The following is a 22,498-nucleotide window of genomic DNA, read 5'->3' as shown; positions in this document are numbered from 1 at the left end:
ATACAAGGCCAAAACCCTGAACTGATTGTTCAATCTGGTGAACAATTGGCCCATGAACGAACAGAAGATCCATGAGCTGTGGGGCCACTTCCACTGGCTCAACGTGCTGGCCCAGCAGGGCAGCTACACGGCGGCGGCCGCCCGCCTGGGCGTGAGCAAGGCCGCGGTGAGCCAGCGCATGGCCGAGCTGGAGCGGCTGGCTGGCGTGGCGCTGGTGCAGCGCACCACGCGCAGCGTGCGGCTGACCGAAGCCGGCCAGCGCCTGGTGGACGACACGCGGGCCTCGTTCGAACACATTGCCCAGTGTTTTGCCCAGGTGCGCGACGCCGCTGGCGCGCCGCGGGGCCTGTTGCGCGTGACGGCGCCTGTGGCTTTTGCGCGCCAGCAGCTGGTGCCGCGCCTGCCCGACTTCCTGCGCCAGTACCCCGAGGTGCGGCTGGAGCTGGACATGGCCGACCGGCTGGCGTCGCTGGCCACCGAAGGCTTCGACCTCGCGATCCGGCACACGGCCCACCCGCCCGACACGCACGTGGCCTGGACACTGTGCGCCACGCGCTCGGTGCTGGTGGCCAGCCGCGCCTACCTGCGCCGGCACGGCACGCCCGAAGCGCCGGGTGATCTGGCGCAGCACAACTGCCTGCACTACCCGCGCTCGCAGGACACGCCGGCCTGGACGCTGGAGCCCTTGAAACCAGCGGCGGGCAGAGAGCGGGTGACGGTGCAGGTCTCGGGCTCGCTGGCCGCCAACAACAGCGAGGCCCTGCGCGACGCGGCGCTGGGCGGCGTGGGCATTGCGCTGCTGCCCGACTTCACGGCCCAGGCCAGCCTGACGGCAGGCAAACTGGTGCAGGTGCTTCCGCACTGGAAGCCGGTGGGTGCATTTGCCGAGCAGCTCTACGCCATCCGCCCCTATTCGGCCCACGTGCCCCGGGCGGTCACGGCCTTTGTGGCCTACCTGCGGGAGGCGCTGGCGCCCGGGTTTGCCGAGGGGATCTGAGGGATTTCAGAGGCCGGGACATGACTTGCTGAACAACTGCGCGGGGAAATAGGCGCCACTCCCCAGCAAAAACCTAGGGTTAACCCTATACTGCAGTGCAACAAACCCTTGTTGTGAATCAGGAGCCGTCATGAGCACTGCAACCTTTTCCCATTCCGCCCACTTCCTGTCCACCGTCCGCGAGATGTTCGCCGGCTGGTTCGACGCCCGCCACACCCCGGCCCGCCCGCTGACCCGCTTCGAAGAAGCCGAACAGCTGCGCGCCATGGCCGATGACCTGCAGAAGAGCGATCCCGCCTTCGCGCAAGACCTCTACGCCGCCGCAGACCGCCACGAACTGGCTTAAGCCCTATCCGGCGTGCGTGTCTGCACGCCAGAGACCCCGTGGAACGGGCTTTGCCCGGCCACAGGGGTCGTCCCCCCGCGCAGCAGGGGGGAAGCCGCGTCAGCGGCGCAGGGGGGTGGTTACTTCAGCATCCATTCGTGGACGGGGTCGTTCTTGAAGACCCAAAAGCGGTTCGGCCCCGCCATCACGTTCAGGTAGTACAGGTCGTAGCCGTGCGGCGCCACCACCGGGTGGTAACCGCGAGGCACCATCACCACGTCGTGGTCTTCCACCGCGCAGGCCTCGTCCAGGCTGCGGTCGTCGGTGTAGACGCGCTGGAAGGCAAAGCCCTGCGGCGGGTTGAGGCGGTGGTAGTACGTTTCTTCCAGCAAGGTCTCAGTGGGCGGCGTTTCCTGATCGTGCTTGTGCGGCGGGTAGCTGCTCGAATGGCTGGCCGGCGTCATCACCTCCACCACCAGCAAATGCGCGGCCGTCGGGTCGTCGTGCGGCAGGATGTCGCAGACGTAGCGCGTGTTCGTGCCCTTGCCGCGCACGCTGCGCTTCATCTTTGAAGAATCCAGCACGCTGACCTTGCGATTGCGCGCGTCGGCCGGCGCGCTGCACAGCGCCACCTCGGCCGCCGTCACCGCGCGGACGTGCACCACCTTGCCGGACGGCACGTACACCGCCGCCGGCGACACCTCTTCGAACACGCTGTGGCGCGTGCCGAGATGGGCGTGGGTTTCGCCGTCGATGGTGACGTCCACCGTGCCGGTGAGCACCACCAGGCACAGCTCGCGCTCGCCGGTCTCCACCGCATCGGATTCACCCGCCGCCAGACGCAGGGCGCGAAAGCCCACGTGCGTCCAGCCGGCGCGCTCGGGCGTGACGTTGACGATCTCGCGCCCAGAGGGCGCGGCCTTGGCGAGCAATGGGCTGACCATGGTGTGTCTCCTGCCAATCAGTTCACACTGTCCACAAGGCCGCGCAGGGTGTCGAAACCCTTCTTCGCGTACTGGTAGCTCGGCGCCACGGCCGGGTCCTGCTCGGCCTCGACCACCAGCCAGCCTTCGTAGCCGTTGTCCTTGAGCGTCCTGAGCACCGCGGCATAGTCGATGCTGCCATCGCCGGGTACGGTAAAGATGCCGTTGAGCACGCCATGCAGGAAGCTCCAGCCATCGTTGCGCGCCATCGAAATCACGGATGTGCGCACATCCTTGCAGTGCACATGCACCACGCGCCCGACGTGTTTCTTCAGCAGATCGACCGGTGTGATGGCACCGCCAAAATAGGCGTGGCCGGTGTCGAACAGCAGGAAGACCTTGGCCGGATCGGTGAGCTGCATCAGCTTGTCCACATCGGCGGGCGACTCGACGTAGGCACCCATGTGGTGGTGGTAGGCGAGCCGGATGCCGTAGGTCTGGATGAGGTGCTCACCGAAGGCGTCCAGGCGCTCGGCGTAGGCCTGCCACAGCGCGTCGCTGGCGAACTGCGGGCGCTTTGAGACGGGCGTGTCCATCTGGCCCTGCACGGTGCCAGCGCACTCGCCGTAGACCACGACCTTCACGCCGTTGTATTGCAGCTTGCTCATGTGGGCCTGGCAGCGCTCGATCTCTGCGGCCACGGCCTGCGCGCTGGTCTGGCCCGGTTCGAGCTCCGCGAGCAGACCGGAATACCAGCCCGACACGCAGGCCAGGCCGAATTCGTCGAGCTTGGCCTTCAGGCCCGGACCGTCTTTCGGAAACTTGTTGCCCAGCTCGAAACCTTCGTAGCCGATTTCCTTGCCTTCCTTCAGGGCGGTTTCCAGCGGGGTTTCGCCACCGAGCGAGGGCATGTCGTCGTTGAACCAGGAGATCGGGTTGATACCAATGCGGACGTTCCAGCTCATGTCGTTTTCTTTCTTTGTATGGGTCAGTGTTCAGTTGTTGGGAAGGAATTTGTTGAGATTCGAGGGTGTGACCAGTTCAAAAGGCACATCCACAAATCGAGCCACCGGCTGCTTGCGGATCATCTTCAGCGCGGTTTGCACAGCGCCGGCGCCCTGCCCCGTTGCGTTCTGCCGGACGGTCACCTTGAGATCTCCGAGCTTCATCGAACTCAGCGCCTGGGGCGTCGCGTCGATCCCCGCAACGACAAATCCGGGTGACCACGCATTGGCCGCTTTCAATGCGTCAATTGCGCCCAGTGCCATTTCATCGTTATTGGCGACCACTGCATCGAAACGCCTGCCAGTGTTCGCCCCTGACGCGATCAGGTTCAAGACAATGTTGAAGGCTCGCCCCCTGTCCCAGCCTCCCAGCCGCTTGTCCAGAATCCTGATACCGGAGCAGGCCGGGCGGGCGAGGACGTCTTCGATGTCCTGTGTCCGGGTGCGCGCCGCCTCGTTGGACAGCGGGCCCATCAACACAACAATTTGGCCACGACCATTGAGAAGGCGACAGACCTCTTCGGACTGCACGGTCCCGGACACTTTCTCGTCGGAAGCAACCAGGGCCACACCCGCGGGCCATTGATCAAAATCTACCGGCTTGCGGTTCACATACACGAGCGGAATCTTGGCTTCGCTCGCCACCAGCGTGATCGCACGGGTCGCCTCTGTGTCCACAGGTACCACGATGATGGCGTCCAGGCGCTGCGCCGCCATGGCCCTGATCTGATCCAGCTGAGCCGCCTTTCTGCCCTTGGCGTCCTCCACCACCAGACTGACCCCCGACGCCTTGGCGGCCTCGACCACTCCGCTCTGAACGAGAGACAAGAACGCATCTTGCTCAGACATCGCAAGGCCGAACTTCTGAGCGTTGGCAGTGAGCGGTAGGCACAAGATGCCAAATGCCGCCACCCCAGTGGTCAGAAGCCGTTTCAGGATTGATGTGACCACGGCTTCAAATGCGCTGCTGCGACTGGCCTTGAACGTAGGTGGCGTGCGCCTCACGCACTTCGGCACGAGACGACACCTCGGGAATCGCCACCTCCCACCAGCAGCCGCCGTCGGTAGTGCGGGTGTGGGTGGTGTCGATGACGATGACCTGGGTGCGCTTGGCCTGGCGCGCCTGGACCATGGCGGCCTTGAGTTCGTCCACGTCCTTGACGTGCACTGCGTCGGCGCCCATGGACCGCGCGTGCATGGCGAAGTCGATGGTGCTGCGCTCGCCGACTGCGGGCACGCAGTCGTCCAGCAGGTTGTTGAAGGCCGGGCTGCCGGTCGCGGTCTGCAGGCGCTGGATGCAGCCGTAGCCGCGATTGTCGAGGATGACCACGATGATCTTCTGGCCCAGCATGACCGAGGTGGCCAGCTCGGAGTTGGCCATCATGTAGGAGCCGTCGCCCACCAGCACGATGGATTCCTGCTGGGGCCTGGCCATCTTCACGCCCAGTCCGCCGGCCACTTCGTAGCCCATGCAGGAGTAGCCGTATTCCATGTGGTAGTTGCCCGGCAGGCTGGCGCGCCAGAGCTTGTGCAGCTCGGCCGGCAGCGTTCCGGCGGCGCACAGCGCCACGTCGTGCTGCCCGCTGTCCAGTCCCAGTTCGATGGCGGAGTCGCGCACCGCGCCGATGACTTCCGCGTCGTAGGGCAGCACGCCCTGCGACACATGAGTGGTCAATTCGGTGATGTGTGCGTTGGCGGCCGCGGCCTGCTGCTTCGCGCGCGCCGTCCAGGCGGCGTCGGCGGTCCAGCCGACCAGGCCGGTTTCGAGCTGGCCCAGACCCACCCGGGCGTCGGCCACCAGGGCAGCGCCGCTCCACTTGCCGGCGTCGTAGGGCTGCACATTCAGGCTCAGCAATTTCGCTTGCGGGAACAGCGCATGCGAGCCGGTGGTGAAGTCCTGCAGGCGGGTGCCGACAGCGAACACCACGTCGGCCTCGCGCGCCATCTCGTTGGCCCACGAAACACCGTCGACGCCGATGGCACCCAGGTTGAGCGGGTGGTCCCAGGGCAAGCTGCTCTTGCCGCCGTGCGACTCGACCACGGGCACGCCGTGCGCGTCGACGAACGCGCGCAGCGCGGCCCAGGCCTGGCTGTAGAGCACGCCGCCGCCGGCCACGATGAGCGGGCGTTTGGCCGAACGCAGCAGCGCGATGGCGTTGGCCAGTTCGCGCTCGTCGGCGGGCGGGCGGCGGAAGCGCAGCACGCCGGGGTTCAGGAAGTCTTCGGGGCAGTCGAAAGCCATGGCCTGCACGTCCTGCGGCAGCGAGAGGCAGGCCGGGCCGCAGTTGGCCGGGTCCGTCATCGTCTGGATCGCGCGCGGCAGCGCGGTCAGGATGTGTTCGGGGCGGGTGAGGCGGTCGAAGTAGCGCGTGACCGGGCGGAAGCAGTCGCTGGCGCTGACGTCGCCCTGGCCGAAGCTCTCGATCTGCTGCAGCACCGGGTCGGGCCGGCGGTTGGCGAACACATCGCCCGGTAGCAACAGCACCGGCAGGCGATTCACGTGGGCCACCGCCGCCGCTGTGACCAGGTTGGTCGCGCCCGGTCCGATGCTGGTGGACACGGCCATGATGCGCTGGCGGAACTGGGCCTTGCTGTAGGCAATCGCCGCATGCGCCATGGTCTGTTCGTTGTGCGCGCGCAGCGTGGGCAGGCGGTCGCGCACCTGGGCCAGTGCCTCGCCCAGGCCGGCCACGTTGCCGTGGCCAAAGATGGTGAACACGCCGCCGCAATAGGGTTCGATGGAGGTATGGCCGTCGAGGTGTTCCACCTCCATCCGCAGGGCGGCGACGTGTTTCACCAGCGCCTGCGCCATCGAGAGTCGTTGGGTTTTCATGTCGTCAATCCGAGTGTTCAGGCGGCAGCGCGCTGGGCCGTGTGACGGCTTCTCCACGCATCGACCAGCACCGCGAAATTGCGGGCGACTTCGTCGATCAGGGCTGCATCGTCGATGTCGCCGCGGAACCATTTGAGCGATGCGTCGGCCCAGAGCGTGCGTCCGACCATGAAGCCTTTGACGATGGGGTTGGTGGCGTTGGCGAAGCTGGCCGCCAGAAAGTCCAGTGGCTGGTTCAGGCCCAGGATCACGGCGCCCCGGCAGTGGCGGTCGCGCTCGCCGATCAGGGCTTCGAGGTCGCGCCAGCCCTGCTCCTGCATGGGCGCCAGCTTCCACCACTCGGGCTTGACGCCCAGGTTGTAGAAGCGTTTGACCGCGCGCAGCACGGCGGCATCGGCCGTGCCCTCGGGCGTCAGCGCCTTCGGGGGAATGATCTCCAGCAGCAGCTCGTTGCCGCTCGCGCGCGTGGCCTCCCACAGCTCCAGCACCTTCTGCTCCTGCTCGAGGCGCAGCTCGAAGTGATCGTCCGGGTGGTAGTGCACCAGGCACTTGACCACCTGCTCGGTCGGCCAGTGGATCAACGCGCTGCCCACCGAACGCGTGCCGTCGAAGCGCAGCGGACGCGAGCCTGGCAGCTCGACCGGGCGGCCCACCCACCAGCCGCGGCCCGTGGCGCTGGCCAGCGCATCGCGGCCGTAGTCGCCGCCGTCGATCAGAACCCCGGTGTGGCCCTGCAACTGGCGGCTGCGTTCCACCTGTTCGGCGGCCTTGACCAGGAGCTTCTTGAGCGCGGGCACCTTGGCATCGCTGGCGCCGGCGGCGCGGGCGATGTCGTAGAACTGGCTGCGGTGGTCGAAGGCCATCACGCACAGGTCGTCCCAGCCCGGGCGCGCGGCGGTGACGCGGTGCAGGTGGGCGAGCTGTTCGTCGGCATCGACCTTGGGATTGCGGCTGCCGCCGAACCAGTGGGCCAGTTCGGCCGGCGTGGGCATGGCGGCGGAGCAGGCGTGGCGCGAGACCACGATGGCGCCGCAGGCGTTGGCCACGCGGGTGGATTCTTCCCAGTCTTTTCCCTGCAGCAGGCTGGCCATCAGGCCGGACAGGAACGCGTCGCCAGCGCCCAGCACGTTGAGCACCTCCACGCGCTCGCCGCGGTAGGTCGGCGCAGCGTCGATGTCATCCGGCACGTCGCCTTCGATCACGCAGCAGCCCTGGGCGCCGCGTTTGACCACCAGTGTGGACGTGGGGCACAGGGCGCGCACAGCGCGCAGACTGGCGATGATGTCGCCCGCCACACCGCCAGCGATGAAGAACTCTTCTTCGGTGCCCACCAGCAGGTCGAACAGGGGCAGCGAGGCTTGCAGCAGACGTGTCACTGCCGCGTCGTCGACGAAACGGTTTTCACCGGCGCCGCGGCCGGTCAGGCCCCACAGCACCGGGCGGTAGTCGATGTCGAGCACGGTCACGGTGCCGTGGCGGCGCGCGGCCTGCAGCGCCTTGTGGGCGGCGGCGCGTGTGCCGTCGGTCGACAGATGCGTGCCGGTGATGGCGAGCGCGCGGCACTGGGCGATGAAGCTTTCGTCGATGGCAGACGCGTCAATCGCCATGTCGGCGCAGTTCTCGCGCACGAACAGCAGCGGAAAGGTGTCGCGGTCCTTCAGGCCCAGCAGCACCAGGGCGGTGAGGCGGCCCTTGTCGATCTGCACCTGGCTGGTGTCGCAGCCTTCGGCCTGCAGGCTCTCCAGCAGGAAGCGGCCCATCTGCTCGTCGCCGACGCGGGAGATCATGGCGCTCCTGCAACCGAGGCGGGCGACACCGAAGGCCAGGTTCGCCGAGCTGCCGCCCAGGTACTTCGCCAGACTGCGGGCGTCTTCGAGGCGGCTGCCGAACTGCTGGGCGTACAGGTCCACGGCCAGCCGGCCCAGGCAGGCCAGGTCGTGGGTGCGTCCTTGCGGGAACTGGAGTTTGGGCATCAGATGGTCACTCCTTCCAGGTCTTCCATCAGCGTCTTCATCTCGGCCCCGCCGGCCATCATGTCCAGCAGCGCCTCTTTCGAGATGTCGGCCTTGGCGTAGGTGCCCAGCGACTTGCCGCGGTTGAGCAGGGTGAAGCTGTCGCCCACCGGGTAAGCGTGGTTGGCGTTGTGGGTGATGAAGATGACCGAGATGCCGCGCTGGCGCGCCTTGAGGATGAGCTTGAGCACGTTGGCGCTCTGCTTGACGCCCAGGGCCGCGGTGGGTTCGTCCAGGATCAGCACCTGTGCGCCGAAGTGGATGGCGCGCGCGATGGCCAGACACTGCTTCTCGCCACCGGACATGGTGCCGATCATCTGGCCCGCGTTGCGCACGCGGATGCCCATCTCACCCAGCTTCTGTGTGGCGATGGCCTCGGCCGATTCGTGGTCCATCACCGGCAGCACGCCGAACAGCTTGCGCACCGGTTCGCGCCCCATGAAGAAGTTGCGCGCCACGCTCATCAGGGGCACCAGCGCCAGGTCCTGGTAGACGGTGGCGATGCCGGCGTCCAGCGCGTCGCGCGGGGAACGGAAGCGGACCGGCGCTCCATTGACCAGGTACTGGCCCTTGTCGGCTAGGTGCACGCCGGCCAGGGTCTTGATCAGCGTCGACTTGCCGGCGCCGTTGTCGCCCAGCAGGCAGTGCACTTCGCCGCGCCGCAGGCGCAGGGTCACACCGTTGAGGGCGATGACCGGGCCGAAGTACTTGGAGATGTCTTCGAGTTGCAGGATGTAGTCGCTCATGGCCATCTCCTTGATCATTGCCGGCCCATGGCGAAACGGCGACGGATGTAATTGTTGAACAGCACGGCGGCCAGCAGCATGACGCCCAGGAACACGCGGTACCAGTTGTTGTCGATGCTGGTGTAGCCGATGCCGATCTGCACCATGCCGAAGATCAGGGCGCCGAAGGCCGCCCCGATGACCGAGCCGTAGCCGCCGGTCAGAAGGCACCCGCCGATGACGGCCGCGATGATGGCCTCGAACTCTTTCTGCAGACCGCGGTCGGCGGCAGCGGAGCCCGCGTCGGCCACCTGCAGCACGGCGAACAGCGTGGCGCAGAAGGCGGTGAGCATGAACAGGCCGATCTTGACCCGCGCCACCGGGATGCCCACGTTCTTCGCAGCGTTGGCGTCACCGCCCACGGCGAGGACCCAGTTGCCGGCCCGGGTTCGGGCCAGCACGAAGGCTCCGACCGCAGTCAGCACGAACCACCACACCACGACCTTGGGCACACCGATCGCCAGCGCGGTGCCGTCGTCGCGGGCCGCCATCCAGCCGGCGGCCGCGAGGCTGTCGAACAGACCGGTCAGCACATGGCCATGGAACAGCGCCGACACCAGCGGGTCGGCCAGCATGGCTTCCTGCAGCACCACGTCGCCATTGGTGGACAGGATGGTCTTTCCCGTCAGCAGCACGGCCACGGCCAGCGACAGGCCGCGCAGGATGAAGAAGAAGGCCAGGGTGACGATGAAGCTGGGCAGACCGGTCTTGATCACCAGCCAGCCATTGAGCCAGCCCAGCGCCATTGCACAGGCAAACGCAAACACCACCGCCAGGCTCGGCGCCCAGCCCCATTCGAGGATGGGGATCGCCACCATCATCCCGGCGAAGCCGATCATGGAACCGACCGACAGATCGAACTCGCCCGCGATCATCAGCAGGGCCGCGCCCACGGCGATGATGCCCAGGAAGGCCGCCACGGTGCCCCAGTTGACCGTGCCTTCGGCGCTGAACATGCCGGAGTCGCCGGCCGCCATCAGAAAGATCGCCACCACGAGCAGGGTGCCCGCGATGGCACCGAATTCGGGGCGGGCGAGCAGTTTGCGCACGGCACCCACGTTGCGAACGCGTTCGTCGCCCGGCAGGTTGGCGCTCACGCCGTTCAGGTTTGCACTGGCCATTTCAAGTCCTCAATTGATTCACTGGCGGCGGACCGGTGCCATTGCGGGCACCGGTCCGCGGTTCGGTCAGCGGTACTGGCCGGCGTACTTCTCGACCTTGGGCAGGGTGTCCTTGGTCACGAAGCCCGGGCCGGAGCCGATGTGGCGTGCACCGAAGGCCGGCGCCAGACCGTACTCGGCGAAGCGGGCCTTGGTCTTGGCGTTGGCCTGGATGGCCTCGGACACCTTCTTGATGTCGGAGGTCTTCTGGGCCTTCATGGTGGCCATCACCGCCACCGGGATGTATCCCTGCAGGTAGGGCTGCTGGTCGATGCCGAACTGGATCGTGCCGGCCTTGATGCCCTTGCCGATTTCATCGGACAGATCGAAGGTGGCGAACCAGATCTTGCCGGCCTGGCCGCCCTTTTCCAGCGCCTTGAGCGTGGGGTGGGCCGAAGTCGGGCCCAGGGTCAGCACGGCGCCGGTGCTGGGGTTCTGGCGCAGGTAGGCGCTGACCTTGGACTCGATGGTGGTCGGGTCGTCGCCGGAGTCGATGGTGCTCTTCTTGAAGTCGGCGCCGATGGCTTCGGCGAAACCGCGGCAGCGGTCGAACGAGGCCGGGTTGGTGGCGTAGTGGTTCACGCACAGGAAGCTCTTGACGCCCGCGGCCTTGGCGCGTTCGCCGGCGCCCTTGCCGGCTTCGTACTCGGGCTGGCCCACGTGCATGATCGCGCCCAGCTTTTCGCTCTGCGCGGTCGTGCCGGAGTTGATGGTGATCAGCGGAATCTTCTTGTCGGTCACCTTCTTGAGCGCGCCCTGCAGCACGTTGAAGTCGGCGATGGTGGTGATCACGCCATCCACGTTCTGCGCCGCGGCCTGCTCGATCAGTCGGGCCATGTCGGCCAGGTCGCCGTTGGCCGGGTTGCGGTACTCGACCGTGACACCGTAGTCCTCGCCGGCCTGCTTGACCGAGTTCTTGATGGTGTTCCACCACGAGTCCGAATCGGGGGCGTGGCTGATGAGCACGTAGCGACCCTCGGCGTGGGCGGCGCCAGCAGCCAGCAGGGCGGCCAGGGCCAGGGTCTTGAGCACGGGTCGCACGGAAGTAGCGGTCATGTTTGTCTCCAGTCGGTGGTTGAAGCGGAATGCTTGCGTGCCGTCAGGAGCGGACGAACCCGACCCAGCGGTGGCACGGGACGGATGGTAGGACCGCACAAGAATTTTTCTTCTAGATGTTTTCCCTAATGAAAGATTTTTTCTATTTTTCCATTTCTGGGCTACAGTCCATTCCATCGCATCGGCACCGTTTCTCCCCGCCTTTTCGCACGCCCACACCATGACACCTCCCAAGCCACTCACCCCGGTGGACGAGTTCCTGCAGCGCCTGGTGCGCGAGCACGGGCAGTTGAGCCGACAGCTCAAACTGATCGGCGCCTACATCGAGCAGCACCGCGACCACGTGGGTCTGGAACGCATCCAGGACATCGCCGACCACTGCGGCGTGCAGCCTTCGGCGGTGGTGCGGTTTGCCAAACATTTCGGCTTCTCGGGCTTCTCGGAAATGCAGGCCCTGTTCCGCGCCGGCATCGCGACCCAGATCGCGCCCAGCCGCAGCTACCAGAACCGCATCCGCGAAGCGGTGGCGCGCAGCGACCACCCGCTGGACAGCGCCGGGATCGCGCAAGAGTTCGTGGGCGGCGCGGTGGCCGGCCTTGAGGAACTGCGCCAGCAACTGCCCAACCTGCCCATCGACCGCGCCGTGGACCTGCTGGCCCACGCGCCTTCACTGTGGGTGGCGGGCGCCCGCCGCGCCTTCCCGGTCGCGACGTACCTGGCCTACGCGCTGCAGCACACCGACAAACCCATCCAGCTGGTGGACTTCGCGGGCGCCATGCACGTCGGGCAACTGCGCGGACTGCGCCGCGGGGACGTGATGGTCGCCGTCAGCTTTGCGCCCTACGCCGAAGAAACCATGGACCTGGTGCGTCAGGCGGCACAGGCCGGTGCGACCGTGATCGCCATCACCGACAGCCGCGTCGGGGCGCTGGCGCAAATGGCCGACGTCGCCCTCGTGGTGCAGGAAAGCGCGGTGTTCGGCTTCCGCGCGCTCTCCAGCACCATGGCCCTGGCGCAATGCCTGTTCATCGCACTGGCCTACCGGCTCGAACTCGAATACAAGCCCAGCGGCGGCGCAGCCCGTTGACCCGTTTTCCTCCCACCCCAACCTGACCGACCCAACATGAAGCAAGTTGCCGTTTTCGGCGCCGGCCGCATTGGCCGCATCCACGCCACCAACCTCGCCGCCCAGCCGGGTGTGCAGCTCAAGTACGTCTGCGACGCGGTGCCGTCGGCCGCCGCCGACCTGGCCCAGACCCTGGGCGCCCAGGTCGCCGACGTCGACGCCGTGTTCGCCGACCCGTCGATCGACGCGGTCGCGATCTGCTCGCCCACCACCACCCACAGCGACCTGATCGCGCGCGCCGCCGCCGCGGGCAAACACATCTTCTGCGAGAAGCCGGTCGACCTGTCGGTGCCGCGCGCCGAAGCCGTGGCCCAGGCCGTGGCCGCTGCGGGCGTGGGCTGCATGATCGGTTTCCAGCGCCGCTTCGACCCCACCTTCAACGAAGCCCGCCGCCGCATGGACGCGGGCGAGATCGGCCACCCCGAGATGCTGGTCATCACCAGCCGCGACCCCGGCGCCCCGCCGGTGGACTACATCAGGCAGTCCGGCGGCATCTTCCGCGACATGCTGATCCACGACTTCGACGTATTCCGCTGGATCCTCTGCGCCGACGGCGACGAAGCGGCCTGGCTGTCCGCCACCGGGTCGGTGCTGACCGACCCGGCCGTGGGCGCCGCGGGCGACTTGGACTGCACCGCCGTCACCATCCGCACGCACAAGGGCCGCCTGTGCCAGATCAACACCACGCGCCGCGCCGCCTACGGCTACGACCAGCGCTTCGAGGTGCTGGGTTCGGCGGGTCTGCTGCAGTGTGGCAACCACACGCCCACCGAGGTGAAGCACTGGAGTGCCAGCGGCATCCAGGCCGACAAGCCCGAGGCCTTCTTCCTGCAGCGTTACGCCGCCGCCTACCGGCTGGAGATCGAACACTTCTTCAGCTGCCTGCAGTCGGGCCAGCCCTTCAAGACCACGGTGCAGGATGGTGTGCTGGCCCAGAAGCTCGCCGACGCCGCCACGCAGAGTGCGACCACGGGTCAACCGGTCACGTTCTGAAGGCCCGCCCCATGAGCAGCAAGATCCTCAACGTCGGCATCGCCGGCCTCGGACGGCTGGGCAAGCGCCACGCCGAACAGCTCGCGCGCAACACGCCTGGCGCGCGACTGGTCGCCGCCTGCAGCCCGGTGGCGGCCGAGCTCGACTGGGCCTGCAGCGAACTGGGCATCACCCGCTGCCACGACACCCTGGAATCGATGTTGGCCGACGCAGACATCGATGCCATCGTGCTGGTCACGCCGACCACGCTGCACGCCGAGCAGACCACCGCCAGCCTGCGCGCCGGCAAACATGTCTTCGTCGAGAAGCCTCTGTCGCTGGACGTGGCGACCTGCGAAGCTGTCGAGGCTGTTGCAAAGGAACATCCCAACCTGGTCGCCATGGTCGGTTTCGTGCGCCGCTTCGACCCCAGCTACGCCGAGGCCAAGGCTGCGATCGATCAGGGTGCTGTCGGCAAGCCTTTTCTGGTGCGCTCGCAGACCTGCGACCAGAACGACGAGTCGGGCTTCTTCGTGCGCTTTGCCGAATCGTCGGGCGGCATCTTCATGGACTGCAGCGTGCACGACATCGACCTGGCGCGCTGGATGCTGGGCAACCCCAGGGCCACGCGCGTGTTCGCCAGCGGCACCGTGGCCATCCACGACGGTCTCAAGCCCTTCGGCGACGTGGACAACGGCCTGGCCATTGTCGAGTTCGACGGCGGCCAGCGCACGGTGTTCTACGCCAGCCGCACCATGCCGCACGGCCACGAAACCACCACCGAGGTGATCGGCACTGCCGGCACGCTGCAGGTCGGCATGGGCGCGCACCTCAGCCGTGTGCAGTACCGCGACGCCACCGGTATCGGCCACCGCGCGCTGCCCGATTTCTTCGCGCGTTTCGGCGACGCATTCCGCCTGGAGATGCAGGCCTTCGTGTCCGCCTGCCGTGGCGAACAGGCATCGCCGCTGACGCTCAACGACGCCACCGAAGCCACGCGCATCGGCCAGGCGATCACCCAGTCGCTGCGCACTGGATTGCCGGTGACGCTCTGAAGGGCACGGGTGTCGAGGTCGACAATGGCGCCCATGTCCATCGAACCCACGACACCCACCCCGCCCTCGGTCACCGTCCCGGCCGAGGCTCTTGAACTCCTGCAATCCCGCCTGAGCACCGGCCGGCGCTTCCTGCTGGGCATGGTCGGCGCACCCGGTTCTGGCAAGTCCACGCTGGCGCGCGCGCTGTGCGACCACGCGGGCAGCGCCGCACAACTGGTGCCGATGGACGGTTACCACCTGGCCAATGTGCAGTTGCAGCGCCTGGGCCGCGCCCAGCGCAAGGGTGCGCCCGACACCTTCGACAGCCACGGCTATGTGTCGCTGCTGCGGCGGCTGCGCGAACCCGTGGACGGCGTGACGGTCTACGCGCCCGACTTCCGCCGCGAGATCGAAGAGCCGATCGCCAACGCCATCGCGGTCGAGCCGCAGGTGCCACTGATCGTCACCGAAGGCAACTACCTGCTGCTGGACGAGCCCGGCTGGCGCGATGTGCGCGGCCTGCTCGACGAGGTCTGGTACGTGGAAGAAGACGAGGCCCTGCGACTGAAGCGCCTGGTCGCACGGCACGAGCAGTTTGGCCGCGCAGCAGAAGACGCCCGCCGCTGGGTGGCGCAGACCGACGAACCCAACGCCCGCCGCATCGAGGCCACCCGCAGCCGCGCCCACCGGGTGTTTCGCTGGGGCACTGGCTTCGTGCGCTGAGAGAGGATTCGCGATCCGGAAGGAGGTTTCCCTTTGGCTAGAATGGTTTTGTTACCCGTTGTTTCAAAACCGTTCTCAAGGAGGAACCCCATGCTTTTCCAACGTCTTGCCCTGTCCGCCCTGACCGCCTCTCTCCTGCTGATGACCGCCTGCGGCGGTGGCAGCGATGGGCCCATCACCCGCGGCGCGATCGCCGTCAGCACCAGCACCGGCAAGGCGGCCTTTGTCTGGAACGCCAACAATCAGAACGAGGCCAACGACGCTGCGCGCAACGAATGCGGTGGAGGCGATTGCCAGGTGGTGCTGCAGTTCGCCAAGTGCGGCGCACTCTCGTCGGCGACCAACGGGTTCATCTACGCCGTGGCCGAAGGCGAGACCGCAGCCGCCGCCCAGCAGGCTGCTGACAGCAGTTGCTCGGCCAAGGGCGGCCAGTCGTGCGGTGTCTCCGGAGCCCTGCAGGCGCGATGCAACGGCTGATGCCCAGCTGAAAGGGCGCCTCAGCCGCGGAACTCGCGGTCGATCTCCAGCACCTTGAAGTTCAGCAGATGCGTGGCCAGGACGGTTTCCCACAGGAAGCCGCCCAGGGCCACCAGGAACGAGCACACGCCCAGCAGGAAACAGGTCACCGCCACCATCGACCACTGCATCTCCCAGGTCTGCCCCAGGAACAACGAGATGATGGTGACGCCGATGAAGAAGCCGCACAGCGCCAGGCAGCCGATCGAGAAGTTCGCCAGCCGTCCGCGCCGGCGCAGCAGCACCAGTTCCTGGATCAGCCGGCCGATCAGTTCCTGATCGGTGCAGTTGCGCACCCGTTCTTCCAGCACCCGCGCGCGGTCGATGATGCGCGCCAGCCGCCCGGCCACCGCGCTGATCATGCCGGCCACGGCAGTGAGAAAGAACACGGGGGCCACCGCCAGCTGCACGCTGTGGGTGACCGAGGCGACGTCGACGGGCAGGCTCATGGTGGGCGCGTGGACGGCGCTGGGCCTCAGCCCAGCATGCGCGTCAGCGCTTCCTGGTACTTGGCCGAGGTCTTCTCGATCACCTCGCGCGGCAGGCGCGGCGCGGGCGGTGCCTTGTCCCAGGGCTGGCCGTTGACCTTGGCGGTCTCCAGCCAGTCGCGCAGGAACTGCTTGTCGTAGCTGGGCGGGTTGTTGCCCACGGCGTACTGGTCGGCTGGCCAGTAGCGCGAAGAGTCGGGCGTGAGCACCTCGTCCATCAGCACCACGGTGCCGTTCTTGTCCAGACCGAATTCGAACTTGGTGTCCGCAATGATGATGCCCTTCTTCAGCGCAATCTCGGCCGCGGCCTTGTAGAGGGCAATCGCCTTGTCGCGGATCTGCGCGGCGATGTCGGCGCCGACCATCTCCACCGTCTTTTCGAAGGTGATGTTCTCGTCGTGCTCGCCCATCTCGGCCTTGGCCGCCGGGGTGTAGATCGGTTCGGGCAGCTTGCTGGCGTTCTGCAAGCCCTCGGGCAGCTTCACGCCGCAGACCGAACGGCTCTCCTGATACTCTTTCCAGCCGCTGCCAGCCAGGTAACCGCGCACCACGGCTTCCACCGGAATCGGCTTCAGGCGCTGGACCAGCATCGAGCGGCCGGTGACCTGGGCCACCTCGTCGGCCGACACCACGCTCTCGGGCGCGTCGCCGGTCAGGTGGATCGGGCAGATGTTCAGGCCCTTGGGGCCCAATTGGTCGAACCAGAACAGCGAGAGCTTGGTCAGCAGCGCGCCCTTGCCGGGGATGGGCTCACCCATGATCACGTCGAAGGCGCTGATGCGGTCCGAGGCCACCATCAGGATGCGGTCGTCGCCCACGGCGTAGTTGTCGCGCACCTTGCCGCGCGCGAGCAGCGGCAGGGACTTGAGGGCGGAGGTGTGCAGGGCGGTGGTCATGATCGGTCGGTCGCGAAGAGACAAAACGCAAAGAAAAAGCCCGGTGACCGAACAGTCAGCGGGCTGTGAACCATTCCTGCGGATTATCGCAGGTCAGGTCCCAGGGGACTTGGGTTCTCGCGAAGGCGTCGCACAAACCAAACTCGCGGCCTGCAACGGCCGCAGCCCGTCGTCGGTGGTCACCACGAACGCCACCCGGGTATTGGCCACCGCAGGATCTGGGCCAAGGTCCAGTACGTGTTGCCGCGGCTCGGAAGACGACCAGGCCGCGACCGGAGCGTACAGCCGGACCACGTGGTCGTGGACCAGCGTCCTGCCAGCGTTTTCCCCGCGCGTGACTTCATTGCGGATCTGTCCCGAAAACACGGCCCAATAGCCCGAGAGCCGACGGCCGTCCGCGACGGCAGCCACCTCTGCACGCAACCTGTTGCCCTGCCGCTCCATCCGGAGTCCAGGCACGACCACGGCTGTTGGACGGGGAAGGTTGTCTGCACCCCATCGGCTCCATGAGCGCTCGTCGGCACCGTTCACGATGACCTGGGGCGTGTAGACGTAAGGGGCACGCAGCGCTCCCTGCCACTGGCGCTGACGCTGGGTGGTGGCCGGCGTGGCCAACCGGTCCTGCCAGCCGAGATGGTCCCAATAGTTCACATGGAAACCCAGCGCCAGCGTCCTGTCGTTGTTGGGAAGGCTGCTGAGCCACCGGTCGGCCGGTGGACAGGAACTGCAGCCCTCGGAGGTGTAGAGCTCCACCACCGTGGGTGGCGTGGCGGGCGCCTGGACCTGACAGGTGGCAACCTGCGCTCCAGCCAGCAGCGCAGCAAACAGGGACGTCGGCATGGTGGGACCTTTCACGCGAAAGTGCGTCCCCGTTGGTCGCCGCCCGGGCCGCCGTCTTACACCCCATTGGTATGCGCCCCATGAAAAGCAAAAAGGCCACCGTTCGGTGGCCTGGCTGGAGGCAGCTTCGCGGCGGCCGGTTCAGCGGACTTGCTGCGCCAGCTCGCCCTGGGCGTACTTGCCAGCCATCACGCTGAGCGTCTCGCCCTTGATCTTGGCGCCCTGGCCTTCGCAGCCGAACTCCAGATAGCGCTGCTTGCACACCGCCTTGGCAGCTTCGCGCGCGGGCTTGAGCCACTCACGGGCGTCGAACTTCTCGGGGTTCTCGGCCATGAACTTGCGCACCGCGCCGGTCATCGCCATGCGGATGTCGGTGTCGATGTTGATCTTGCGCACACCGTGCTTGATGGCTTCCTGGATCTCCTTGACCGGCACGCCGTAGGTCTGCTTCATCTTGCCGCCGTACTGGTTGATGATGGCCAGCAGATCCTGCGGCACGCTGGACGAACCGTGCATCACCAGGTGGGTGTTGGGAATGCGGGCGTGGATTTCCTTCACGCGGCTGATCGCCAGGATGTCGCCGGTGGGCGGACGGCTGAACTTGTAGGCCCCGTGGCTGGTGCCGATCGCGATCGCCAATGCGTCGAGCTGGGTGGCCTTGACGAACTGGGCGGCCTCTTCAGGGTCGGTCAGCATCTGGCTGTGGTCCAGCTTGCCTTCTGCGCCGATGCCGTCTTCTTCGCCGGCGTCACCGGTTTCCAGATTGCCCAGGCAGCCGAGTTCGCCCTCCACGGTCACGCCGGTCCTGTGCGCCAGCTCCACGACCTTGCGCGTCACGTCGACGTTGTAGTCGAAACTGGCCGGGGTCTTGCCGTCTTCCATCAGCGAGCCGTCCATCATGACCGAGCCGAAGCCCAGGCCGATGGCGCCTTCGCAGACCTTGAGGCTGGTGCCGTGGTCCTGGTGCATGACCAGCGGGATGTGGGGGTACATCTCGGCGGCGGCCTGGATCAGGTGCTTGATGAAGGCTTCACCCGCGTACTTGCGGGCGCCGGCCGAGGCCTGAAGGATCACGGGTGCGCCGACTTCGTCGGCGGCGGCCATCACGGCCTGCACCTGTTCCAGGTTGTTGACGTTGAATGCCGGAATGCCGTAGCCGTTGGCCGCAGCGTGGTCGAGCAGTTCGCGCATGGAAACGAGCGCCATGAAAAACCCCTTGGGAAAGTTGGTAACCGGTCTGTAACTTCCCGAATTTTAGCGCCCGGGGGCTTGCGCTCCGATGACAGGAACTGCGGCCGCCCGGTTTAAGGAAGGCTTCACCTTGGGGCCGCACAGTGGGGACAAACACCCCACGATGGAGACCAACCCATGTCGCATTTCCCAGGTTCCCGGCACATCGCCATGCTGCTGCTCACCCTGACCGGGGCGGGCTTTGCCTGGGGGCAGGCGGCCCAGAAGCCCACGCCACCGGCAAAGCCGGCACCGGCCAGCCGGGAGCAGAAGGAAGACGTGTGCACCACGGCACCGCGTGCCGAGTGGCTGCCGGAAGACGAGATGCGCCTGCTGGCCGAGCACCGCGGCTACCGGATCAAGACCTTCAAGGTCGCCAACGGCAGCTGCTACGAGATCTACGGCTTCGACCGGCAGGGCCAGATCGTGGAGGCCTACTTCAACCCGGTGACGTCCCGGCTGGTGCGCCAGAACATCGCCAAGTGAGTCCGCCCGGCGCTACCTGGCGCACGCCCGGCACCGGTGGCACGGGCCTGCGCCCGGCCTGGATGCCAGGGTCGCTCAGGCCGCCCGGCAGATCTTCAGGGTGTTGGTGCCACCCGGCGTGCCCATCGGCTCCCCGACCGTGATCGCATAGACATCGCCGGTCTGCATCACGCCGCGGCCCTTGAGGTCGGCTTCGGCCTCGGCCAGCGCGGTGTCGCGGTCGGCGCTGGTGCCCACCAGCAGCGGGCGCACGTTGCGGTAGAGCGTCATCTTGCGCTGCGACGACAGCTTGGACGTCACGGCGTAGATCGGCATGCGCACGTTGTGGCGGCTCATCCAGAGTGCGGTCGAGCCCGACTCGGTCAGCGCCACGATGGCCTTGGCCTTGAGGTGGTGCGCGGTGAACAGCGCACCCATGGCGATGGCCTGGTCGATGCGGGTGAAATGCGCACCGACGAAGTCGTCTTCCAGCGGGTCGTAGTCGGTCTTCTCCGCTTCCTGGCAGATCGCGGCCATCTGCTGCACCGTCTCCAGCGGGTACTTGCCGGCGGCGGTTTCGGCGCTGAGCATCACGGCGTCGGTGCCGTCCAGCACGGCGTTGGCCACGTCGCTGACCTCGGCGCGGGTCGGCACCGGGTTGACGATCATCGACTCCATCATCTGGGTCGCGGTGATCACCACCTTGTCCATCTCACGGGCCAGCTTGATCATGCGTTTCTGCAGGCCCGGCACCGCCGCGTTGCCAACCTCGACCGCCAGGTCACCACGGGCGACCATGATGCCGTCGGACACCTTGAGGATGTTCTCCAGCTCGGGGATCGCCTCGGCCCGTTCGATCTTGGCGATCAGGCCGGGCTTGTGGTTGTATTGCGCAGCGGCCATGTTGCACAGCTGGCGTGCCAGTTCCATGTCGGTCGCGTTCTTGGGAAAGCTCACCGCGACGTAGTCGGCCATCAGGCTCATGGCCGTCTTGATGTCTTCCATGTCCTTGGCGGTCAGGGCCGGAGCGGTCAGGCCGCCGCCCTGCTTGTTGATGCCCTTGTTGTTGGACAGCTCGCCGCCAAGCTTGACGGTCGTGTGCACCGCATCGCCGACCACTTTCTCGACCGTCATCACGATCAGACCGTCGTTGAGCAGCAGCACATCGCCGGCCTTCACGTCGCGCGGCAGCTCCTTGTAGTCCAGACCCACCCCGGCGATGTCGCCCGGCTCGGTGCGCGAGGCGTCCAGCACGAAGGGCTGGCCGGGTTCGAGCATGACCTTGCCCTCGGCGAACTTGCCGACGCGGATCTTGGGGCCCTGCAGGTCGGCCATGATGCCGACCTCACGGCCGGCGCGCCGGGCGGCTTCGCGCACGAGGTTGGCGCGGTCGATGTGATCCTGCGCCTTGCCGTGCGAGAAGTTCAGGCGCACGACGTTGACGCCGGCACGGATCATGTCTTCGAGCAGGGCCGGATCGCTGGAGGCAGGGCCGAGCGTGGCGACGATCTTGGTGGCGCGTTGGGGCATGGGGGGTCTCCTGTGCAGATGAACGGACAACCGGCGCCTGCATCACGGTGCGGGAGCCGGTTTTGTAATTTGGTTTCAATTATCGGTGAAACAAGTTACAGCGGAGTTTCAAGCGCCAGCCCGGTAAAGCCGGAGCGGCCGGCGCGGCATGACCAGGTCCGGTTTGCCCGCGATGCCTCCGACGATGTCCGGCGGTCCGTCGGTGCCACTGCAAAGAAACCCCTGACGGTGAGCGCGCTCATGCCCATCCACCGGATCTCGGTCGGCAAGACGTGCACGAGACCCGGCATCCAGCCCAGAGACCTCGCCGCGGAGAGCTGCATGTCGACCAGCAGTGTGTTCATGGTGCGGTTCAATTCGGTGTGGGGGTCACAGGGCTCAACAGGGCCGTGACCTCACGGAAATAGCCTTTGTGCCCAAAAAAGATCGCCTGTTCGCTGTAGACATGCAGCAGCACATCGGGCTGGAACAGGTCCACGGCGACATGGCGCAGATGACGCTTCTGCTGCGGGGACAGCCGGGAGAGATTGTTCATGGACAGGTACCAGACCTCGGCAAAGTAAGGCGCGAGCGGCTCGGCAATGGCCTCTCCAAACGAATCTCCCAGGATGACCAGGCGTGGACGCCGTTGCTCCGGCGGCAGCTGCCAGGCCGACCTGAACCGGGCGACCTGAAAGAGCATGCCGGCTTCGGCGGCAAACTCGGGAAAACACTCGGGCGCGTTGTGGCACACCAGCATGTTCACGCGCTCGTATGCAGGCACCTGCGTCGTGTGCCAGTGACTGAGTCCTGGCGCGAACTGCTGAAGGTCAAACGGGTGCACGACCTCCACCAGCGGTACGTCGACTCGGCGGGGGAGCGACCACCGGCGCTGCGCGAGCCAGTCGGCCACGGGCTGGGCGCCCTGGTGGTCCCAATGCAGGTTCCAGGGGTGATAGACAGGGAGCGACTGGTCGGCCACCCGCATCACATCGAAGGGATAGAACACCCGCCCGTCCATGTCCGGTTCCTGGCGAATCCCGGCCAGCAGCGCCTGCACCGGCGGAGCGAAGGCCGCGCATTCGGCCTGCAGCCAGGCCGGCAGCTTCTCCGGCTTCAACCTCGACTTGTCCGGCACCAGGAGAAGCTGGCTGACCGGCGCTGCCGCCTGCGACACCGTCAGCAACCGCTGCAGCTGACCGTGGATCAACGGAACAGGAACCTCATCGGCCCCGCACAGGGCCCGCAGGGGGCTGTGGTGCATCAGACCGTTCGACCCATGGAACACGTAGCCGTCTTTGCCGGACGCGAGGTCTTTCGACGTGAAGGATCCGAAGACCGCGTGGTGGAGGCGGTTGTGGGCCACCAGCAGTTCGTGGCGAAAACCGAAATGGTCGTGCAGCCAGGCCTGAATGGCCGCGGGGAGTGCCACCGCTTCGGCCATGCTGGCTGGCCATGACACGGCAGGGGCCAGCCGGCGGTTCTCGACCGGCGCGGCAGGGGGAGAGGACAGCCAATGGCCAGCGATCGGAAGCCCGAAGAACGCGAACCAGATGGCCACCATGCCGACATTCCACCAACGGGTTCGCGCCATGGCCATC

General features: G+C 66.7%; 23 protein-coding genes. 8 read left to right on the top strand and 15 right to left on the bottom strand.

Annotation, left to right across the window (positions count from 1 at the left end; genetic code table 11):
- The first annotated feature begins 52 nt into the window (after window positions 1-52).
- Window positions 53-997 (top strand): LysR family transcriptional regulator, encoded by a 945-nt coding sequence (locus ACLIJ1_RS22130; protein ID WP_411367733.1) that lies wholly within the window; start codon window positions 53-55, stop codon window positions 995-997.
- A gap of 130 nt (window positions 998-1,127) precedes the next feature.
- Window positions 1,128-1,343 (top strand): hypothetical protein, encoded by a 216-nt coding sequence (locus ACLIJ1_RS22125; RefSeq protein ID WP_411367732.1) that lies wholly within the window; start codon window positions 1,128-1,130, stop codon window positions 1,341-1,343.
- A gap of 119 nt (window positions 1,344-1,462) precedes the next feature.
- On the opposite strand, the gene iolB is transcribed toward ACLIJ1_RS22125, so the two are convergent.
- The 8 genes from iolB to ACLIJ1_RS22085 all read right to left on the bottom strand — a co-directional run bounded on the left by iolB (window position 1,463) and on the right by ACLIJ1_RS22085 (window position 11,095).
- A complete protein-coding gene (iolB, locus tag ACLIJ1_RS22120) occupies window positions 1,463-2,266 on the bottom strand; it encodes a 5-deoxy-glucuronate isomerase (protein ID WP_411367731.1) in 804 nt (267 codons plus the stop codon).
- Between the two features lie 17 nt (window positions 2,267-2,283).
- Window positions 2,284-3,210, bottom strand: a complete 927-nt coding sequence (iolE, locus tag ACLIJ1_RS22115; protein ID WP_411367730.1) for a myo-inosose-2 dehydratase — start codon at window positions 3,208-3,210, stop codon at window positions 2,284-2,286.
- A gap of 30 nt (window positions 3,211-3,240) precedes the next feature.
- Window positions 3,241-4,188, bottom strand: a complete 948-nt coding sequence (locus ACLIJ1_RS22110) for a substrate-binding domain-containing protein (protein ID WP_411367904.1) — start codon at window positions 4,186-4,188, stop codon at window positions 3,241-3,243.
- Between the two features lie 16 nt (window positions 4,189-4,204).
- Window positions 4,205-6,082: a 3D-(3,5/4)-trihydroxycyclohexane-1,2-dione acylhydrolase (decyclizing) gene (gene iolD / locus ACLIJ1_RS22105; RefSeq protein WP_411367729.1), complete on the bottom strand. Its 1,878-nt coding sequence runs from the start codon at window positions 6,080-6,082 to the stop codon at window positions 4,205-4,207.
- Between the two features lie 17 nt (window positions 6,083-6,099).
- Window positions 6,100-8,055 carry a bifunctional 5-dehydro-2-deoxygluconokinase/5-dehydro-2-deoxyphosphogluconate aldolase gene (locus tag ACLIJ1_RS22100; RefSeq protein WP_411367728.1) on the bottom strand — a complete coding sequence of 652 codons (1,956 nt, stop codon included), beginning with the start codon at window positions 8,053-8,055 and terminating at the stop codon, window positions 6,100-6,102.
- Complete coding sequence (locus ACLIJ1_RS22095) at window positions 8,055-8,840, bottom strand: ATP-binding cassette domain-containing protein (protein ID WP_411367727.1); 786 nt, start codon at window positions 8,838-8,840, stop codon at window positions 8,055-8,057. Before ACLIJ1_RS22095 ends, ACLIJ1_RS22100 begins: the two co-directional genes overlap by 1 nt.
- 14 nt (window positions 8,841-8,854) lie before the next feature.
- Entirely contained in the window at window positions 8,855-10,000 is a 1,146-nt protein-coding gene (locus ACLIJ1_RS22090) for an ABC transporter permease (protein WP_411367726.1), read from the bottom strand.
- A 66-nt stretch (window positions 10,001-10,066) separates the two neighbouring features.
- Window positions 10,067-11,095, bottom strand: a complete 1,029-nt coding sequence (locus ACLIJ1_RS22085) for a sugar ABC transporter substrate-binding protein (RefSeq protein ID WP_411367725.1) — start codon at window positions 11,093-11,095, stop codon at window positions 10,067-10,069.
- Window positions 11,096-11,315: 220 nt separating this feature from the next.
- Here ACLIJ1_RS22085 and ACLIJ1_RS22080 point away from each other — a divergent pair, with 220 nt between their 5' ends.
- From ACLIJ1_RS22080 to ACLIJ1_RS22060, 5 genes are all read left to right on the top strand, one after another.
- Window positions 11,316-12,182, top strand: coding sequence for a MurR/RpiR family transcriptional regulator (locus tag ACLIJ1_RS22080; protein ID WP_411367724.1), 867 nt, complete (start codon window positions 11,316-11,318; stop codon window positions 12,180-12,182).
- Window positions 12,183-12,218: 36 nt separating this feature from the next.
- Window positions 12,219-13,214 (top strand): inositol 2-dehydrogenase, encoded by a 996-nt coding sequence (gene iolG / locus ACLIJ1_RS22075; protein WP_411367723.1) that lies wholly within the window; start codon window positions 12,219-12,221, stop codon window positions 13,212-13,214.
- Window positions 13,215-13,225: 11 nt separating this feature from the next.
- Complete coding sequence (locus tag ACLIJ1_RS22070) at window positions 13,226-14,248, top strand: Gfo/Idh/MocA family oxidoreductase (RefSeq protein WP_411367722.1); 1,023 nt, start codon at window positions 13,226-13,228, stop codon at window positions 14,246-14,248.
- A 33-nt stretch (window positions 14,249-14,281) separates the two neighbouring features.
- A complete protein-coding gene (locus ACLIJ1_RS22065; RefSeq protein ID WP_411367721.1) occupies window positions 14,282-14,953 on the top strand; it encodes a nucleoside/nucleotide kinase family protein in 672 nt (223 codons plus the stop codon).
- A gap of 90 nt (window positions 14,954-15,043) precedes the next feature.
- Window positions 15,044-15,430, top strand: a complete 387-nt coding sequence (locus ACLIJ1_RS22060; protein ID WP_411367720.1) for a DUF4189 domain-containing protein — start codon at window positions 15,044-15,046, stop codon at window positions 15,428-15,430.
- A gap of 20 nt (window positions 15,431-15,450) precedes the next feature.
- On the opposite strand, the gene ACLIJ1_RS22055 is transcribed toward ACLIJ1_RS22060, so the two are convergent.
- From ACLIJ1_RS22055 to fba, 4 genes are all read right to left on the bottom strand, one after another.
- Window positions 15,451-15,918, bottom strand: a complete 468-nt coding sequence (locus ACLIJ1_RS22055) for a DUF2721 domain-containing protein (RefSeq protein WP_411367719.1) — start codon at window positions 15,916-15,918, stop codon at window positions 15,451-15,453.
- Between the two features lie 26 nt (window positions 15,919-15,944).
- Window positions 15,945-16,853: a phosphoribosylaminoimidazolesuccinocarboxamide synthase gene (locus ACLIJ1_RS22050; RefSeq protein WP_411367718.1), complete on the bottom strand. Its 909-nt coding sequence runs from the start codon at window positions 16,851-16,853 to the stop codon at window positions 15,945-15,947.
- A 93-nt stretch (window positions 16,854-16,946) separates the two neighbouring features.
- On the bottom strand, window positions 16,947-17,693 hold the full coding sequence (locus tag ACLIJ1_RS22045) for a DUF1223 domain-containing protein (protein ID WP_411367717.1): 747 nt from the start codon (window positions 17,691-17,693) through the stop codon (window positions 16,947-16,949).
- Window positions 17,694-17,834: 141 nt separating this feature from the next.
- On the bottom strand, window positions 17,835-18,899 hold the full coding sequence (gene fba / locus ACLIJ1_RS22040) for a class II fructose-bisphosphate aldolase (RefSeq protein WP_411367716.1): 1,065 nt from the start codon (window positions 18,897-18,899) through the stop codon (window positions 17,835-17,837).
- Window positions 18,900-19,061: 162 nt separating this feature from the next.
- Here fba and ACLIJ1_RS22035 point away from each other — a divergent pair, with 162 nt between their 5' ends.
- A complete protein-coding gene (locus ACLIJ1_RS22035) occupies window positions 19,062-19,409 on the top strand; it encodes a PepSY domain-containing protein (RefSeq protein ID WP_411367715.1) in 348 nt (115 codons plus the stop codon).
- A gap of 75 nt (window positions 19,410-19,484) precedes the next feature.
- On the opposite strand, the gene pyk is transcribed toward ACLIJ1_RS22035, so the two are convergent.
- The 3 genes from pyk to ACLIJ1_RS22020 form a co-directional block, all read right to left on the bottom strand.
- Window positions 19,485-20,918 (bottom strand): pyruvate kinase, encoded by a 1,434-nt coding sequence (gene pyk, locus ACLIJ1_RS22030; protein WP_411367714.1) that lies wholly within the window; start codon window positions 20,916-20,918, stop codon window positions 19,485-19,487.
- Window positions 20,919-21,013: 95 nt separating this feature from the next.
- Window positions 21,014-21,262 carry a hypothetical protein gene (locus tag ACLIJ1_RS22025; protein ID WP_411367713.1) on the bottom strand — a complete coding sequence of 83 codons (249 nt, stop codon included), beginning with the start codon at window positions 21,260-21,262 and terminating at the stop codon, window positions 21,014-21,016.
- 8 nt (window positions 21,263-21,270) lie between these two features.
- Window positions 21,271-22,461, bottom strand: coding sequence for a hypothetical protein (locus ACLIJ1_RS22020; RefSeq protein WP_411367712.1), 1,191 nt, complete (start codon window positions 22,459-22,461; stop codon window positions 21,271-21,273).
- Between the last annotated feature and the right edge of the window lie 37 nt (window positions 22,462-22,498).

Source organism: Hydrogenophaga sp. RWCD_12, from assembly GCF_046604225.1.
GTDB lineage: Bacteria > Pseudomonadota > Gammaproteobacteria > Burkholderiales > Burkholderiaceae_C > Hydrogenophaga.
The sequence above is the reverse complement of the archived record's forward strand: the minus strand, read 5'-3'. Positions and strand labels throughout refer to the sequence as shown.

What these genes read in the sequence shown, in the direction of transcription:
- ACLIJ1_RS22130 (WP_411367733.1), top strand. Translation starts at nt 53, where the DNA reads ATGAACGAACAGAAGATCCATGAGCTGTGGGGCCACTTCCACTGGCTC.
- ACLIJ1_RS22125 (WP_411367732.1), top strand. Translation starts at nt 1,128, where the DNA reads ATGAGCACTGCAACCTTTTCCCATTCCGCCCACTTCCTGTCCACCGTC.
- iolB (WP_411367731.1), bottom strand. Translation starts at nt 2,266, where the DNA reads ATGGTCAGCCCATTGCTCGCCAAGGCCGCGCCCTCTGGGCGCGAGATC.
- iolE (WP_411367730.1), bottom strand. Translation starts at nt 3,210, where the DNA reads ATGAGCTGGAACGTCCGCATTGGTATCAACCCGATCTCCTGGTTCAAC.
- iolD (WP_411367729.1), bottom strand. Translation starts at nt 6,082, where the DNA reads ATGAAAACCCAACGACTCTCGATGGCGCAGGCGCTGGTGAAACACGTC.
- ACLIJ1_RS22100 (WP_411367728.1), bottom strand. Translation starts at nt 8,055, where the DNA reads ATGCCCAAACTCCAGTTCCCGCAAGGACGCACCCACGACCTGGCCTGC.
- ACLIJ1_RS22095 (WP_411367727.1), bottom strand. Translation starts at nt 8,840, where the DNA reads ATGAGCGACTACATCCTGCAACTCGAAGACATCTCCAAGTACTTCGGC.
- ACLIJ1_RS22090 (WP_411367726.1), bottom strand. Translation starts at nt 10,000, where the DNA reads ATGGCCAGTGCAAACCTGAACGGCGTGAGCGCCAACCTGCCGGGCGAC.
- ACLIJ1_RS22085 (WP_411367725.1), bottom strand. Translation starts at nt 11,095, where the DNA reads ATGACCGCTACTTCCGTGCGACCCGTGCTCAAGACCCTGGCCCTGGCC.
- ACLIJ1_RS22080 (WP_411367724.1), top strand. Translation starts at nt 11,316, where the DNA reads ATGACACCTCCCAAGCCACTCACCCCGGTGGACGAGTTCCTGCAGCGC.
- iolG (WP_411367723.1), top strand. Translation starts at nt 12,219, where the DNA reads ATGAAGCAAGTTGCCGTTTTCGGCGCCGGCCGCATTGGCCGCATCCAC.
- ACLIJ1_RS22070 (WP_411367722.1), top strand. Translation starts at nt 13,226, where the DNA reads ATGAGCAGCAAGATCCTCAACGTCGGCATCGCCGGCCTCGGACGGCTG.
- ACLIJ1_RS22065 (WP_411367721.1), top strand. Translation starts at nt 14,282, where the DNA reads ATGTCCATCGAACCCACGACACCCACCCCGCCCTCGGTCACCGTCCCG.
- ACLIJ1_RS22060 (WP_411367720.1), top strand. Translation starts at nt 15,044, where the DNA reads ATGCTTTTCCAACGTCTTGCCCTGTCCGCCCTGACCGCCTCTCTCCTG.
- ACLIJ1_RS22055 (WP_411367719.1), bottom strand. Translation starts at nt 15,918, where the DNA reads ATGAGCCTGCCCGTCGACGTCGCCTCGGTCACCCACAGCGTGCAGCTG.
- ACLIJ1_RS22050 (WP_411367718.1), bottom strand. Translation starts at nt 16,853, where the DNA reads ATGACCACCGCCCTGCACACCTCCGCCCTCAAGTCCCTGCCGCTGCTC.
- ACLIJ1_RS22045 (WP_411367717.1), bottom strand. Translation starts at nt 17,693, where the DNA reads ATGCCGACGTCCCTGTTTGCTGCGCTGCTGGCTGGAGCGCAGGTTGCC.
- fba (WP_411367716.1), bottom strand. Translation starts at nt 18,899, where the DNA reads ATGGCGCTCGTTTCCATGCGCGAACTGCTCGACCACGCTGCGGCCAAC.
- ACLIJ1_RS22035 (WP_411367715.1), top strand. Translation starts at nt 19,062, where the DNA reads ATGTCGCATTTCCCAGGTTCCCGGCACATCGCCATGCTGCTGCTCACC.
- pyk (WP_411367714.1), bottom strand. Translation starts at nt 20,918, where the DNA reads ATGCCCCAACGCGCCACCAAGATCGTCGCCACGCTCGGCCCTGCCTCC.
- ACLIJ1_RS22025 (WP_411367713.1), bottom strand. Translation starts at nt 21,262, where the DNA reads ATGAACACACTGCTGGTCGACATGCAGCTCTCCGCGGCGAGGTCTCTG.
- ACLIJ1_RS22020 (WP_411367712.1), bottom strand. Translation starts at nt 22,461, where the DNA reads ATGGTGGCCATCTGGTTCGCGTTCTTCGGGCTTCCGATCGCTGGCCAT.